Here is a 14,489-nt window from a genome sequence, read left to right on the forward strand (position 1 = left end):
GTTTTTGTTTGAGTAAATCACGCTTCATCTTTATATCAACGACTCTTTTATAAAAACGTAGCAGGATTAAAGCTGAAAACGCTCTACCGCTTTTCTAAGGCTGTCAGTTTGCGCATCTAGCATCATGGTCGACTCGTTGGCTTGGCGGGTACTTTCGGCACTAGAATCAGCCAATGCAACAATGGTATTTAAGCTTGAGGCTACATCTGCCAGTAATACATCTTGCTGCTGGGTATCTGTAACAATATGCTCATTAATTTGACTTAAACGAGCAATAATTTCTCGAATACTTTCAACCTGCTGAGAGACTTGTTGGGTAATTTCCACCCCTTCTTGGGCTTGTTCCCTGCCCGCATTTATTGCTTTTACCGCTTTCTCAGCATCTTTTTGAAGATTGCCTATCATAGACTCGATTTCTTCGGTCGAGTTATGTGTACGATTTGCCAAGGTGCGCACTTCATCGGCTACTACGGCGAAGCCTCTGCCTTGCTCTCCTGCCCTAGCGGCTTCAATTGCTGCGTTAAGTGCTAATAAATTGGTTTGCTCTGCAATGGTTTTTATAACGTCCAAAATGCTGCCAATGCTGCGTGAGTGTCCATCTAAACGATTTATAATATCTGCGGATGCTTCAGCCTGTCGGGCTTGGCTGTCTACCTGACTGCGGTTTTGGGCAACTAGCACACTAATTTCTTCGCTTTGTGCGGTCACTGTATGCAGCGCTTCCATAGCATCATTAATTTGACTTAAATTGCTACGACTCGTGTTTTGCACATCTTGTGTATTAGTAGAAATTACCGTAACTTGTTTACGTTGTTCATCCACACCTTGTAAGCTTTTTTCACCTAAGGCGACACTTTCTTTAGTAATGGTAATTAAGCGTTTTTCTTGCTCTAAAATATTCCCCACTAACTCTCGCAAGCTATTGGTCAAACTATTCACTTTGACGGAAAGTGCCGTGAATTCATCGTTTCCTATTTCAGGCAGTGTATGGCTTAAATCTCCTTTACTTAGTTGGGTTAACCCTTCATTGATTCTTCCAAGAGGCGTAGAGATACTGCGGGTCGCCAGCACACCTAACGTGATGGCGGCAATCAGGCCAATAACTGCCACAACAAAGTTTTTAACTAAGTTGGTTTGCACAGATTCTAAAATAGCATTTTGCCCCTGAATAGATTCAGACTGCACACTATCAAATAATGTATTAATGCTGCTTAACGCTAATTGCAACGCCGTTAATGCTTCGTCTTTTTTCGCTTGTGCTACAGCTATTTCAGTTAACTTTTGTTGTTGCAGCGCCACCAACCCGTTGGTGCTGTTAACGTTTTCAATGAGTAAAGCAAATTGTTCATTAAAGGCAGCTACCGTGCCTCCATCATCAATATCAAGTGCAAGGCGGTTTAAGTAGTCCTTATCTACCGTAATATTACTAATTTGATATTTTATATCATCAATAATATTGGCTGTGTCTTGTGCGTCTACGCTGGCGGCAAGTTCGCTAAAAGAATCAGTGGTGGTAAGCAGCTTATTATCGATATTCGTCCCTGCACCAATTAGTGTATCTAGGCTTGGACTGTCTGACTCTAAGTAAGACAAATCTAGCATTAAGGCGCTTGCTTCATCTGCTTCGCTCATTACTTCTCTTAATTTGTCGCCTAACGCGCTTTCTATCACCATTCGCTGCGCTAACGCCCTATACATATCATGACTATTTTCTACGTAGGCTAAACTTGCATCTACTGCCTCTACCGCAATTGGATTGCTCGGCAGAATAATGGTTAGGCTCTTGAGATCAGCAACAAACTCGTTCGATAGAGTTTCAAACTCTTGGCGATTTTGGGCCAAAGCGCTGGGGGTATTTTCGTGAAAACCATTGGCCGTAACCACAGATAAAGATAGGATCTCGGTTTTGACTTTAAGCATACTGGTTTGAGCCGGCATTTTACGTTCAACCACGTTTTCTGCTGAACGCCTAATGTCGTTTAAACCGAAATAAGAAAGAATACTTGTGATAAGTAACAAGCATCCAAAGAGGCCAAAACCTATTTTTATTTTATTTATAACCGTCAATTTCATTGGCATAATTCAAAGTACGCGATGAAGTTCAACGTACTAACCTCGTTTACCGTCATTACACTCAGTTTAACAGAATGTTAATGATATGCACCCCAAGTATATATAATTGCTATTAATTATTAACAATAACTGACACTTACAAACTGGTCAGTCCTCGAAAAACAAAGCGTTCCACAACAAGTCACAGAAGAAAAATTTGCCCATTCGTTCGAATTTTCATCGTACCGAACAAGAAACAGCGGTTTTTCTTTTAAATCCTGACGAGTTACCTATAATAGCTCCATTGATAAACATCTCGTTCTCAGTAGGTTGTAATGGATCAGAATAAAGAACTTAAAAAAGCAGGTTTAAAAGTAACCCTGCCACGCCTCAAGATTTTGCAAATTTTGCAAGAACCTGAAAATCAACACATCAGTGCAGAGGACGTGTATAAGATTCTGATCGAGCAAGAGGAAGAGATTGGCCTTGCTACAGTTTATCGCGTGCTAAACCAGTTCGATGATGCGGGTATATTGAATCGCCATCACTTTGAAGGTGGCAAATCAGTTTTTGAAATAAGCCACAAAGAACATCACGATCACTTGGTATGCCTAAAATGCGGCAAGGTAATTGAATTTGAAGACGATATTATCGAGCAGCGCCAAGATATGATTGCGAAGAAGCATAATATCAAGCTTACTCACCATAGTTTGTATCTTTATGGCGAATGCACAGATGAGAATTGCGAAGGTAAAGACTAGTACCGCAGCTGATACCGTTTAGAACTGCTACGGTACAAAGAAGGCCCTACAATGTGAATTGAAGGGCCTTTTTGTTTTAGAAGGAGTAATTTACGTTGAATAAATAAGAAGGTCCGAATTGACGACGTGACGACACGACACCCGTAGCATCATCAATGGTTTCTTCATCTTCATCTGTTAAGTTCGTGCCTGATATTGATACGCGCAGCCCTTCTAGTGAGTCAATTCCAGCATCTGCAAAGTCATAACTGATTTGTGCATCAACCAGAGTTACCGCACTACGCGTTGCTTCTGATATCTTATTCGACCCTCCCCGCTCGTACGTCAAGAAGCCTGTTCTATCGGTTGTGGCCACTCTAAATTCAAACCCTTCATATTGATAGTACATAGTGATTGAGTATGACTTGTCTGATTGCCCTGGTACGCGTGACCCATCTTCTAACTCAGCATCAACGTAAGTGTATGATGCCGCTACACCAAAGCCGTCTAGAACATCAGCTACCACATTCAATGGTACGTTAGCCGTTAGTTCTATACCTTCTACCGTGCCTTCTAACCCATCTTCAAAGAATGAATAGGTACCTAAATCAGGCGGTGTCACCACATCACCTTGGGAATAGAACACACCCGCAGGGCCATAAGTACCATCATTTTCGATAACACGGTCGTGATAACCTGGAACGAAGTAATTTGCTCCGTTATTGGTTTCGTCGTTTGTGAAATCAATAGTTTGATCACCGTCTCTAGTCCAATTAACTAAGTCTTTATAAAAATAGGCAACAGCAAAATAACCTTCGTCACTAAAATAGTTTTCGTATGACAAATCAAAGTTATTTGATTCCAGCGGCCGAAGTAGAGGGTTACCGGTAAATTTAGACCATGGTGAGCCATAATTTTCTACGGCTTCGGCAGAATTAGGAATGGAGATCTGATCAATATTTTGTGTGAACTTCACGAATCCCGACGCTTTCATTTGATCAATTCTTGCCCGGCTTATTGTTTTATTCGCCGCTAACTTAATAAACTGACTATCGGCAAATTCGAGGCTCAGATTTAAACTGGGTAGCACATGACTATAATCAGTGCCCAAATCGACTTGGCAGCTTTCATCAACCACACCGTCATCGTTATCATCACAAACTTTAAAGTTGCTTCCTACTACGCCTATGGTGCCTGTAGAAGACTGTTGGGTATCTACATATTGCACACCTACATTTCCCACCAAGAACATGTCATTAAAAGCATATTCAAAATTCGTTTTCACATACAAGGTAATCACTTCTTCGTTGACTTCATAGGTATCACCTAGGCGATCGGGCTCTAAGAAACCTGCATCATTTTGGGTATATGTACCGTCTTCATAGGGAGCAAAACCATCATAAGCCACCACCTCTCCGAGTCCCATCCAAGTTAAGTCTGCCAAGCCGTAAACGTAGTCAGACGGAATTGATTCGCTAGATGGGTATGTATCTGAGGTAGCGAAAAAGCCCTTATTTACTTTGTCTTTAAAGCGATCTGAGTAATTAACACCTGCGGTGACTTTGGTGAAAATATCACCTGATAGGTTGCCAACCACTTCAAATTTTACAGTGGTGAGCTCTTCAGTAAAATCAGCATAATTTAGGAAACCGTCTTGTGCGTCTAAGTAGGAAAGCGGGTTTCCATTCACTTGTAACGCGTCGGTTTCAAACTGATCAGATAAACTCGCCATTCCGCCTCCCCACGCTTGTGGGCCTGCAAGTTGTAACAAGGTAGGGTCGGAAAATGCGTCTAAACCTGATGAATCAGAGAACACGATGCCATCTGGTGACATTTGAAATTGTCGAGTTCCAAATTGAGAGGGGTCGACGGTGCCTGAGCGCCCTAACCCGGCGTACGATTCGCCGCGTAAGTCCCGCTTATCCGATTTACTGGTGGCCGCATCCAATTCTACCGACCAGTTGTCGGTAACAAAGTATTCTAAATTAAGCCCCAGCGTATTCAGTTCACCGGTTTTCTGCCTAGGATCAGTTCTAAGGACGGGGTTAGCGTTAATTTGCGTGCCGGTACTATTTGCTCCCGTGCCTACCACGTTAACAGCCGAGAACGGGTCAATGATGCCCCGTCTTATGCCCGAGTCTGAATAATCTATATTCAATACATCAAGCACAATATCCAGTTTATCGGTAGGACGGTATTGAAACACGGCTGAGATGGTATCTCGCTTTAGCTCTGTGCTAATAACGTGGCTACTGATTCCCGTTGGCAAAATTTGTCCGTCATCATTAGTCGCATAGCCCCAAACACCATAGTTACGATGATTGTTTGGCGACTCGGTTGTGGCCAGTGCTACTGCAACACCAAAGGTATCATCGGCAAATTTTTTGTTAAAGCTAAGCGCCGCACGGTGACCTTTATTACTGTACTCTGGGTTATCTGAATCGCGCTCCCCCAGCTCGTAACTTGTGTTGATTGTGATAGTGTCGCTTGCTTGCAAGGGACGAACGGTTTGCAAATCAACCGTGCCACCAATCCCTTGTACCATTAAGTCGGCTTCGGTGGTTTTATAAATGGTGGCGCCTGTCATGATTTCAGAAGGGTATAAATCGTATTCAACCCCTCGGTTGTCACCAATTCCAATAAGCTCCCTGCCGTTCAATGACGTGCCAGTAAAATCTTCCTTAAAACCTCGAATAGAAATTCCCGAAGTACGTCCACCGCTACGCTCCCCTGCTAGTCCTGGGAGTCTAGCCAGTGATTCTGCAATTGATGAGTCTGGTAGCTTGCCTATATCTTCTGCTGATATTGATTCAACAATAGAAGATGCATTCATTTTTTCGGCTTGAGAGCGGGCTAATGCGCCACGAATGCCTGAAACTGAAATGACCTCAATATCGTTATTTACGGCATTGTCTGCATCTTGTGCTAACGTAATTGAGGGCGAAAGTATCGAGGAAATCGATGATGCAATTAACCCCAGTTTGAATATTCCATTCTTCATGTATTTCTCCAAGTTTTAGCTGTGTGCTTGGCGGCAGGTACGCTTGCTAATTCCCGTTCCGTACCGCCTGTTAAAACCGTGTGCTTACTACTGATCAGTGTTTAAAATTTCATAAAAAGCTAAATCGACGCCATTGGTCCAACCAAAGCCATCTTGTGTGGGGTATTCCCCTCCCCCGGCTTTCATTGACGTATCAACAACGTTGTACTTCTCCATCATTTTGCCTTCTTGCGCATACACCTTTTCATTGAGTGCCAACCAGCGTTGCATAACCTCGTTAGCGAAAGCGCCTTCCTCGTAATTTAAAAGGCCTTTTACACCAATATATTGAAGTGGTGCCCACCCATTTGGGTAATCCCATTGTTCACCAGTATTCGATAATGTAGTGACAAAACCACCCGCCTTAAGAAAATGGTTATGGAGGTACTTAACAACTTGCTTTGCTGCAAGCGGCTTAGCTGCACCCACGTATAGCGGGTAAGCCATTGCCATAGAGGGGCGTTTAGTATGGGCTTTACGTTTGAAATCGTAGTCTTGATAAGTGCCGGTTTCTTCATCGAAATGGTACTTGTGGATTAGCGCTTTTCGTTCTTCTGACCGGTCTGTAAAGTACTTGGCTTTGCTTTCGTTGTTCTCTTGCTTGTGCAGCAAAGCGATGGTGGATTCCAACTGGTACAGTAAGCTATTCAAATCAACAGGAATAATGTCCATCGCATGCGTGGTTGTTTTATTCTTTCCATCACTAAACCAACGGCTACTAAAATCCCAACCCGACTCGCACACCGCCCTTAGGTTTCTAAAGAAACTGTCTTTTTCTGAGGACGTTTTATTTTGAGCCCAGCGACTTTCTTTGCCGTACGCTTCAGCACGGGGCTTTGCGATAGCACCATAATACCGATTTAAAAAGTCTCCGTTTTCTAAGGTAACTAAGTGCTCTCCTTCCTTGGCACTTGTGGGAATATCAGTATTTCCGTCCATCCAAAACAGATATTCTTTTTCAAGTTGAGGTAAGTACTGAACAATACTTTCAAGACCTTCCTTTTGTGCATACGCCATTAAAGTGGCTGCGAATAATGGTGGTTGTGAACGACTTAAGAAATAGCTTCGATTACCATTTGGAACAAAACCAAACTGGTCAATCTGGTAAGCAAAGTTATCAATCATCCCTTTAGCGAGTGTGGTGTGATCCGATGCCAATAACCCCACAATGGTAAAGTAACTGTCCCAGTAGAACATTTCCCTGAAGCGCCCTCCTGGCACCACGTAGGGGTTAGGCAGTTCTATCAAGCTAGAAAACTCAGACGTTTTAACCGGTTGCCTCACTAAGTTCTTCCAGTGGTTTTCAAGGTGGATCTGCAATGACGCTTCGTGAGTGACTTTTGTCTCTTTAGTCGCTTGAGGCAAGGAGAAGTTGTCTAATACGAATGCCTTCAGATCAAAACCTTTTGTGTCTTTCAACGATCCATACTTTTGTAAAATATCACGTGGCTCTTGCTTCGGAACGGCGTCGACAAAGGTTTTGTAGTCACCCAGAATTTTTGCGGTTTGTACTGCTTCAAAAAGCCCAGGGAACGCGTCTTCTGCTTGATAGACTTTTGATGAATAGCCCGCTGTATTTTCTTGTTGTGCCGATTGCACAGAAACGAATGGGCTAGACAACATGACTACTAATGCAACCTTGCTAAGTTGCTTATTTAATTTAACTGCTCTATTGCTTTCACGCATGTCTTTACCTCTATTTGAAATTTTATCGTCAGCCGTTTACTTTGGTTTTAACGCCCTGATGGTTTGTATAAACGTAATTTTTTACGCTTAATTATTCTGGAAACCGGTTTCCATACTAAATACAAAAATAGGCCATAAGATCCAACGCGTTAAAACACCGTTTGGGTATGTGTACCTACAGATGAATGAGTGTTAGATGAACATGGCTAAGAGTAGGGTTAACGTTAGCCCAACAAAGCCAATAATAGTGGCCATGCACGTCCAGGATATTAAGGTGGTTTTTACTGAAATATCGAAATAGCGGTTAATTATCCAAAATCCCGTATCGTTTACATGCGACATTGCTGTAGCTCCGGCAGCAATAGATATAGTCATTAGCGCTAATAAAGATGGTGATAACGACAATGCATTTACCACGGGTGCCATCAAACCTGCAGCCGTTAGCATTGCAACGGTAGCTGAGCCTTGAATAATCCTGACGGAAATGGCAATAAGAAACCCAGCCATAAGCGGTGGAAGAGGTGAAAGTGCCACTACATCGGCAAAGGCTTGACCTGCCCCCGAATCGATTAATACTTGTTTGAACATACCACCTGCACCAGTAACTAATATCACCAACGCTACTGGCTCTAACCCTTTCGATGCCACATTTCTCACTTGATCTGCGCTTAAGCCTTGGTTTTTTCCCAGCCACTTAAAACATGCCAAGGTCGCGATGGTGAGTGCGATGAAAGGATGCCCAACAAAAATAAATACCTGTTTTACTATGCCGTCGGCTAGCACAAATTTCGCAATTGACCCGACGAGGATCACAACAAGAGGAAAGAATAACAATGCCGCTACTAAAGAAAATGAGGGCAATGCTTCAACTGGTCTTGCTTCAATGTTTCTAATATGTTCCGGCACTGGCACATGGATTTTCTTAGCGATATAGGAAGCGTAAATTGGGCCCGCAATACAAGCACATGGCACACCAACGATAAAACCAAATAAAATCACTAGTCCAATGTCGGCATTTAATATAGAGGCTACGGCTACAGGCCCTGGCGTTGGTGGAATAAATGCGTGGGTGACCGCAAGTCCTGCTGCTAAGGGAATGCCATAATAAATTAATGACTTACCGGTTTTTTGCGCCATCGAATATATCAGCGGCATTAATATAATGAGTCCTACCTCAAAAAATACAGGTATCGCCACTAGGAAACCGGTGATAACCAGTGCCCATTGGCTATTCTTTTCACCGAACTTCTGCTTGATCGTTAGCGCCAGTCTATCCACGCCACCCGACTCTTCTAGGAATTGCCCGAACATTGCCCCTAATCCCACTATGGTAGCAACAAAACCAAGTGTATTTCCCATACCACTTTGCATGGAATTGAGAACTTCTGTAGCGTCCATTCCCGTGCCTATCCCCACAAAGGCTGCCGCAATAATAATGGCAATAAATGCATGTACTTTTCTAGCAATAACCAAATAGGCCAGCAGTACAATGCTGACGATGGCGAAAAAAAGAAGTGAAAAGGTATCTGACATGTTTCTTCCCTATAAACCTGCACTCAAACCTGCAGTTAGCGGCACGTAAAATTCTGAGGTACACGTTGAAAATTTTTATTATCTAGTAAACAGAGAACACCCAGGCAACCCGTTGTTATTCTATGCAACACTACATTAACAAATTATGTATTCGCCGTAACAATATTATAAAGAAACCTTGAACGCAACCGGTTTCCGAATTATGCTTAGTTTAAATTAATTAACGTAGTTTGGGCTCATTGCTTAGCATTGAATCAAAGAGGTAGTTGAATGACTGCAAATACCGTTTTCTTTATTACTGGGGTTTCAGGCACAGGGAAATCTACCATCGGCGAGCGTGTGGCTTCTGAACTGGGACTTGTTTTTGAGGAAGGTGATAGTTATCACCCTGCTGCTAGCGTAGAAAAAATGTCTGCTGGTATTCCGTTAGAAGATGCCGACAGATGGGACTGGCTAACGCGTTTGAATAAAATAGCCAAAGATCATTTGGCAAATGATCAAAGCGCTATTATTTCTTGTTCAGCGCTTAAAGCATCCTACCGAGCAATATTATGTGAAGGGCTTAGTAAAGAACTAACAGGAAGGCAAGCTGAAGAGAAAAAAATTCCATTAGCTAAAAGCGTTCAATCAAATGTAAGGTTCATCTACTTACATGGCTCTACCGATACCATTGGCCAAAGGCTTAAACAAAGACAGCATTTTTTTGTGGGCGATGATATGCTCAAAAGTCAGTTTTCTACTCTGGAAGTACCAAATAAAGATGAGGCTTTCTTTGTGGATGTTTCACAAAGTGTCGATGAGGTAGTGGAAATATGCAAGACGTTTATCAGCTCAGTGATAGATGCTACATAGCCCCCTTAGATTGGACGCCCTTTTTAAACAAGAGTATAGCGCCACATCACGGTGAAATAAGTAAACTGTGCAACAATAATAAAAAATGAATCTACCCTATGAAAAATATTAAAAAACGCACAACCATTTCAGACATCGCCGCACATTTAGGTATTCACAAAACTACCGTTTCTCGCGCACTTAAAGATTCAAGTAGTATTTCTAAAGCGTTATCGCTGAAAATAAAGAAAGCGGCTAAGGAATTAAATTACATCCCCAACCGTGCAGCACAAAGTTTATCTATTCAAAACAATAAAACAATTGCGTTGCTACTCCCTTCATTTGGAAACAATGTTTTTAATGATGTAGTTTCAGGCGTAAAAGCGGTTGCTGATGAACTTGGCTATGCATTAATGATTGGTGACTCTACCTATTCAGCGTTAGGGGAGGAACGAATTGTTGAATCCTATATTCAGCAAGCGGTTTCGGGGTTTATTCTCACTTCTAGTCGTCATACCGACGAAACGATAAGAATGTTAAAAACCACCGATGCGCCGGTTGCGGAAATTATGGATATGTCGGAGTCTACTTTTGATATTAACTATGGTGTAGATCATTTCAATGCGGCAAAAGAAATGACGGACTATTTAGTAAACGTGAAGGGCAGAAAGAAAATTGCTTTTTGTTCATTGCTGCTTGATTGGCGTGCTGTACTTAGAAAACGAGGCTGGGAGCAAGCCCTTCATAATGCACAGTTGCAAGATGATATGTGCCTTCAGTCACGTGCTGACGCCTCATTTCAAGCGGGCGCTGAATTGCTAGTGGAATCGCTTCATAAATGGCCAGACTTAGATGCCCTATTTTTTGTTAGTGATGAACTTGCAGCCGGAGCTGTAATGGAATGTAATCGCAGGGGAATAAAACCTGGAAAAGACATTGATATATGTGGTTTCAACGATTTGAGCTTTGCGAAAGCTATTTACCCTTCCCTTACCACGGTATCTACACCAAGAAGGGAGATGGCTGAATTAGCCACCCGATCATTGATATCAATTATTGAAGGTAAAAGTGTAAGCGAAACAAGCAAAGTGTTCCCCTATCACATTAAGTTAAGGGAAACCGCCTAGGCATTTTGCCTGCTTGCGCTTCCCTATCCTTCATTTTGCAGCAGTGTTAAATGACTTATGTTCAGGCTTAAAACATCAAGCGTTTCGTTTTAAGCCTTTAGTTTTTAACTCTATGCCCTAAGCCTCAAACTTATAATTGTGATAAGCCTTTATGGCTTTCTCCCACATCTGCCCTACTTCACCAGTACCAATGGTTTTACCATCAACTTCAATGACAGGGGCAATTTCTTTGCTTGACGAGGTCAACCATACTTCATCTGCATTGAATAAATCTTCCTTAGTAAACCACTTTTCTTCTACTGCCAAACCCGCTCGTTTAAATGCTTCTAACGCTATTTGACGGGTAATTCCGGGCAACAGCTGGTTGTCTAATGGTGGGGTAAAAATGGCATTATCTTTTACCATGAACACGTTGCAAGAGCTCGCCTCAGTGATAATGCCGTCACTGTTGTGCAAAATAGTTTCTTGCACACCACTATCTACCCCCGCCTGAAAATGCATCACATTACCTAACAATGAGGTTGATTTGATATGGCATCGCTGCCAGCGCTTGTCTTCTTCAAGCGCCACCTTAAAGGGCTTAACATTGGCTGCCTCTAGTGGTTGAGCTGGTGCAATTTCAAAGGCAAAACCAAATACGGTAGGCGTTATTTTTTGCGGGTAGGCATGATAACGCTTGGTGTCCGTTCCACGACTAATATGAAAATACACGCCAATGTTTCCGCTTGGGAGATAGCTGGCATTGGCGTCGATAAGCCCGTCTAGGTTTTGCTGCCACTGCTGTGCACTGTAAGGGTTAGTTATAGAAATAGCCGCCAATCCATCGCGCATTCTGCTTAAGTGGCCGGTCATGCCAACCGCTTTACCATGGTAAGTGGGAATAACTTCGTAAATACCATCACCGAATAAAAAGCCTCGGTCCATGGGGGAAATTTTAGCTTCTGATAACGGCATAAACTCACCGTTTAAAAATGCAATGGTCACTCTTATTCTCCTGTAAGGCGAAGTCGTTTTTGCCAATTTAATAAAAATGCGGCGCGAGCATCGTCGTAATGCTGACTCATGAAAGTAACAGTTTCCCCCGGCACGGCTTGCGCTAAACGATTAACATCAAGCAAACTTACACTGCCAAGCTTCGGATAACCGCCTAAGGTTTGTCTGTCTCGCATCATCACAATTGGTTGTCCGTCGGGCGGAAATTGCATCGCTCCGATATGTATTGCTTCAGAACGCATTTTAGTCATATTGCTATGTATGGGTGAACCAGACAGTCGATAGCCCATACGATTAATATTTGTTGTTACCGTGTACTCACTCAAAAACAATCGCCCTTTTTCAGACGCGCTAAACTTCTCTTCTTGATAGCCTAGGATAAGCGCTAAGGGCTGACTTAAGTCGTATCGCGGCCAGTGCTTCGGTGCAAGAGCCCTGTGAGCACTTTGTATTGTTGGGGTTTCAATATTGATGGTATCGCCAACCCCTAACGGTGCGCCTTTATTTTCAAGGCCGCCTATGCCTTCGCGCAAGACCGTGCACGCACTGCCTAAAGGTGAAGGTACTTGCCACCGACCGTGTATTGCAAGATAGGCTTTACTGCCCATGTGTTCACTGTCAATCGATACCCGATCACCCGCTTTCACAAAGATAGTTTCAAATGGAGAAACTGACTGATTATTTACCAGGCAAACCACACTGCGCCCCGTGGCAGCCACCTGCGCATTGGTATCACATACAAATTCTGCGCACCCTATAATTTCAATACAGGGCGTACCTTCTTGGTTACCAGCCAAATAATTTGCCCACCAATAGGCATCTTCATCCATGGGGCCTGACTGACAGAAGCCTTGATGCTGTTTACCTTGCCGACCGCTGTCGATAATTAGGCTCAGCAAACCATTTTTTTCAACACTAACCTTCATGCAAGTCTCTGAATTCCTGTTCTGTAATAGGCGCGAACTTTACATTGTCACCCACTTTTAAAAGCGCGTTATGGCTGGTATCCACCAAGTTCAGTGGGCATAAACCCAACAAGTGCCAGCCGCCAGGCGATGACGAAGGATAAATAGCGGTTTGCGCGTCGGCAATAGCAACCGCTCCTTTGGGCACCTGCTTTCTAGGCGTTTCTAATCTTGCGCAGTGCAACGTTTCAGGTACATGCCCCATATAAGCAAAGCCTGGCGCAAAGCCCACAGCGTAAACTTTGTAAGTCATGCTGATGTGAGCATCAATAACATCCTGCTCACTTAACCCCGTTTTCTGGCTAACCAAAGCTAAGTCGTTTGCCGATTCTGCCCCGTACCACACAGGTATTTCATGAGTTTTCACGCTAATACCACCCGTACTACTTATACTCATGCTTGCATCTTGCGCTGCCAGCGAACGAAGCATCTGATAAACATAATGGCTATCCACTTTATGAGCATCAAACACCAACAGCAAAGAATCGTAGGCTGGAACGCATTCTTTCAGCCATGGAAACATCAAATTTGTGATGGTGTGTAACCAATGCTGACATCGCGCATTGGCGATATCTACCGTATCGCCCGCGAAGTACAAAAGTATGGCATCTAAACCTGCAGGTACTATCTGCTTAATATCCCCAAAGGGATGCATAGTAATATCCTTAGTAAAAAGGGTGAAATTATGGCGAAGTTAAGGCATTCACATGATTTAATGAGTAAAAGGTAATTTCACTTGGTGTTATTTCTTGTGCTTTAGCTTCTACTTTTCCTTATGCCTGCACACCGTCTATTTCATGCATGCACGAATTTGCTGCGCAATGTCTACAGCACCTGCGGTATCGCCATGTACGCACAGTGTGTCAGCCTGCAATGGCAGTCTTTGCCCGCTAACGGTGATGACTTCCCCATCTTCAATCAAAAGCTTCGCTTGGGTTAGCGCTTCTGCGGCGGTTAACACCGCGCCTTCTTGTGAGCGAGGCTGCAAAAAACCTTCATCGGTATAGCGACGATCTGAAAACGCTTCGAATATTAACGCCAATCCATATTCTTGTGCTTCAAGCACCAGCGCTTCATTGTGTGCGTGAGATTGCACCATCAACCCCAACCGGCCTTTGTTAATACTCCCCACAGCTTGCATGACCGCAGTACGCACTTGAGGGTCAAGCATCATGTCGTTGTATAGCGCACCATGGGGTTTCACATAACTCACTGGCACCCCGACAATACTTGCCATCCCCATCAATGCACTGACTTGATATTGAATACAGGCTATCAGTTCTTTTATCGGCATAGCGAGACTTCGACGTCCAAACCCTTGTAAATCGGGATAAGATGGGTGTGCACCTATTTCCACATTACTGTTTTTAGCCAGATACAACGCTTGTTTCATCACCACGGGATCACCGGCATGAAAGCCGCACGCAATATTCGCTTGATCGATAAATTTCATAATGTCGGCATCTACAGGCATTTGCCATGCACCGAAACTTTCACCTAAATCGCAATTTAACTTCATAAG

General features: G+C 43.3%; 11 protein-coding genes. 3 read left to right on the forward strand and 8 right to left on the reverse strand.

Annotation, left to right across the window (positions count from 1 at the left end):
• Window positions 1-66 precede the first annotated feature (66 nt).
• Window positions 67-2,073 (reverse strand): HAMP domain-containing methyl-accepting chemotaxis protein, encoded by a 2,007-nt coding sequence (locus FLAVO9R_RS09045; protein ID WP_159530633.1) that lies wholly within the window; start codon window positions 2,071-2,073, stop codon window positions 67-69.
• A 314-nt stretch (window positions 2,074-2,387) separates the two neighbouring features.
• Here FLAVO9R_RS09045 and fur point away from each other — a divergent pair, with 314 nt between their 5' ends.
• Entirely contained in the window at window positions 2,388-2,813 is a 426-nt protein-coding gene (gene fur / locus FLAVO9R_RS09050; protein WP_159530635.1) for a ferric iron uptake transcriptional regulator, read from the forward strand.
• A 76-nt stretch (window positions 2,814-2,889) separates the two neighbouring features.
• Here the strand turns inward: fur and FLAVO9R_RS09055 are convergent, their stop codons facing one another.
• The 3 genes from FLAVO9R_RS09055 to FLAVO9R_RS09065 form a co-directional block, all read right to left on the reverse strand.
• Window positions 2,890-5,793 (reverse strand): TonB-dependent receptor, encoded by a 2,904-nt coding sequence (locus FLAVO9R_RS09055; RefSeq protein WP_159530637.1) that lies wholly within the window; start codon window positions 5,791-5,793, stop codon window positions 2,890-2,892.
• Window positions 5,794-5,880: 87 nt separating this feature from the next.
• Window positions 5,881-7,518 carry a trehalase family glycosidase gene (locus tag FLAVO9R_RS09060; protein WP_232370617.1) on the reverse strand — a complete coding sequence of 546 codons (1,638 nt, stop codon included), beginning with the start codon at window positions 7,516-7,518 and terminating at the stop codon, window positions 5,881-5,883.
• A 192-nt stretch (window positions 7,519-7,710) separates the two neighbouring features.
• Window positions 7,711-9,051, reverse strand: a complete 1,341-nt coding sequence (locus FLAVO9R_RS09065; protein ID WP_159530639.1) for a GntP family permease — start codon at window positions 9,049-9,051, stop codon at window positions 7,711-7,713.
• A 270-nt stretch (window positions 9,052-9,321) separates the two neighbouring features.
• Between FLAVO9R_RS09065 and FLAVO9R_RS09070 the strand changes: the two genes are divergently transcribed.
• Window positions 9,322-9,903 (forward strand): gluconokinase, encoded by a 582-nt coding sequence (locus FLAVO9R_RS09070; RefSeq protein WP_159530641.1) that lies wholly within the window; start codon window positions 9,322-9,324, stop codon window positions 9,901-9,903.
• 98 nt (window positions 9,904-10,001) lie between these two features.
• Window positions 10,002-11,009, forward strand: coding sequence for a LacI family DNA-binding transcriptional regulator (locus FLAVO9R_RS09075; protein WP_159530643.1), 1,008 nt, complete (start codon window positions 10,002-10,004; stop codon window positions 11,007-11,009).
• A gap of 117 nt (window positions 11,010-11,126) precedes the next feature.
• Here FLAVO9R_RS09075 and FLAVO9R_RS09080 read toward each other — a convergent pair whose 3' ends face one another.
• The 4 genes from FLAVO9R_RS09080 to FLAVO9R_RS09095 all read right to left on the reverse strand — a co-directional run bounded on the left by FLAVO9R_RS09080 (window position 11,127) and on the right by FLAVO9R_RS09095 (window position 14,486).
• Entirely contained in the window at window positions 11,127-11,993 is an 867-nt protein-coding gene (locus FLAVO9R_RS09080) for a D-amino acid aminotransferase (RefSeq protein WP_159530645.1), read from the reverse strand.
• A gap of 2 nt (window positions 11,994-11,995) precedes the next feature.
• Window positions 11,996-12,928: a biotin-dependent carboxyltransferase family protein gene (locus tag FLAVO9R_RS09085; protein ID WP_159530647.1), complete on the reverse strand. Its 933-nt coding sequence runs from the start codon at window positions 12,926-12,928 to the stop codon at window positions 11,996-11,998.
• Window positions 12,918-13,622 (reverse strand): 5-oxoprolinase subunit B family protein, encoded by a 705-nt coding sequence (locus FLAVO9R_RS09090; RefSeq protein WP_159530649.1) that lies wholly within the window; start codon window positions 13,620-13,622, stop codon window positions 12,918-12,920. The genes FLAVO9R_RS09085 and FLAVO9R_RS09090 overlap by 11 nt, the downstream gene beginning before the upstream one ends.
• A 135-nt stretch (window positions 13,623-13,757) precedes the next feature.
• On the reverse strand, window positions 13,758-14,486 hold the full coding sequence (locus FLAVO9R_RS09095; protein WP_159530651.1) for a 5-oxoprolinase subunit PxpA: 729 nt from the start codon (window positions 14,484-14,486) through the stop codon (window positions 13,758-13,760).
• Window positions 14,487-14,489 lie beyond the last annotated feature (3 nt).

Origin of the sequence: Alteromonas sp. 38, from assembly GCF_902506055.1 — a bacterium.
Lineage (GTDB): Bacteria > Pseudomonadota > Gammaproteobacteria > Enterobacterales > Alteromonadaceae > Alteromonas > Alteromonas lipotrueae.

Bases quoted from the DNA above. Each gene is read 5' to 3' on its own strand.
- FLAVO9R_RS09065 (WP_159530639.1), bottom strand. From the start codon at position 9,051: ATGTCAGATACCTTTTCACTTCTTTTTTTCGCCATCGTCAGCATTGTA.
- fur (WP_159530635.1), top strand. From the start codon at position 2,388: ATGGATCAGAATAAAGAACTTAAAAAAGCAGGTTTAAAAGTAACCCTG.
- FLAVO9R_RS09055 (WP_159530637.1), bottom strand. From the start codon at position 5,793: ATGAAGAATGGAATATTCAAACTGGGGTTAATTGCATCATCGATTTCC.
- FLAVO9R_RS09075 (WP_159530643.1), top strand. From the start codon at position 10,002: ATGAAAAATATTAAAAAACGCACAACCATTTCAGACATCGCCGCACAT.
- FLAVO9R_RS09085 (WP_159530647.1), bottom strand. From the start codon at position 12,928: ATGAAGGTTAGTGTTGAAAAAAATGGTTTGCTGAGCCTAATTATCGAC.
- FLAVO9R_RS09060 (WP_232370617.1), bottom strand. From the start codon at position 7,518: ATGCGTGAAAGCAATAGAGCAGTTAAATTAAATAAGCAACTTAGCAAG.
- FLAVO9R_RS09090 (WP_159530649.1), bottom strand. From the start codon at position 13,622: ATGCATCCCTTTGGGGATATTAAGCAGATAGTACCTGCAGGTTTAGAT.
- FLAVO9R_RS09095 (WP_159530651.1), bottom strand. From the start codon at position 14,486: ATGAAGTTAAATTGCGATTTAGGTGAAAGTTTCGGTGCATGGCAAATG.
- FLAVO9R_RS09045 (WP_159530633.1), bottom strand. From the start codon at position 2,073: ATGAAATTGACGGTTATAAATAAAATAAAAATAGGTTTTGGCCTCTTT.
- FLAVO9R_RS09070 (WP_159530641.1), top strand. From the start codon at position 9,322: ATGACTGCAAATACCGTTTTCTTTATTACTGGGGTTTCAGGCACAGGG.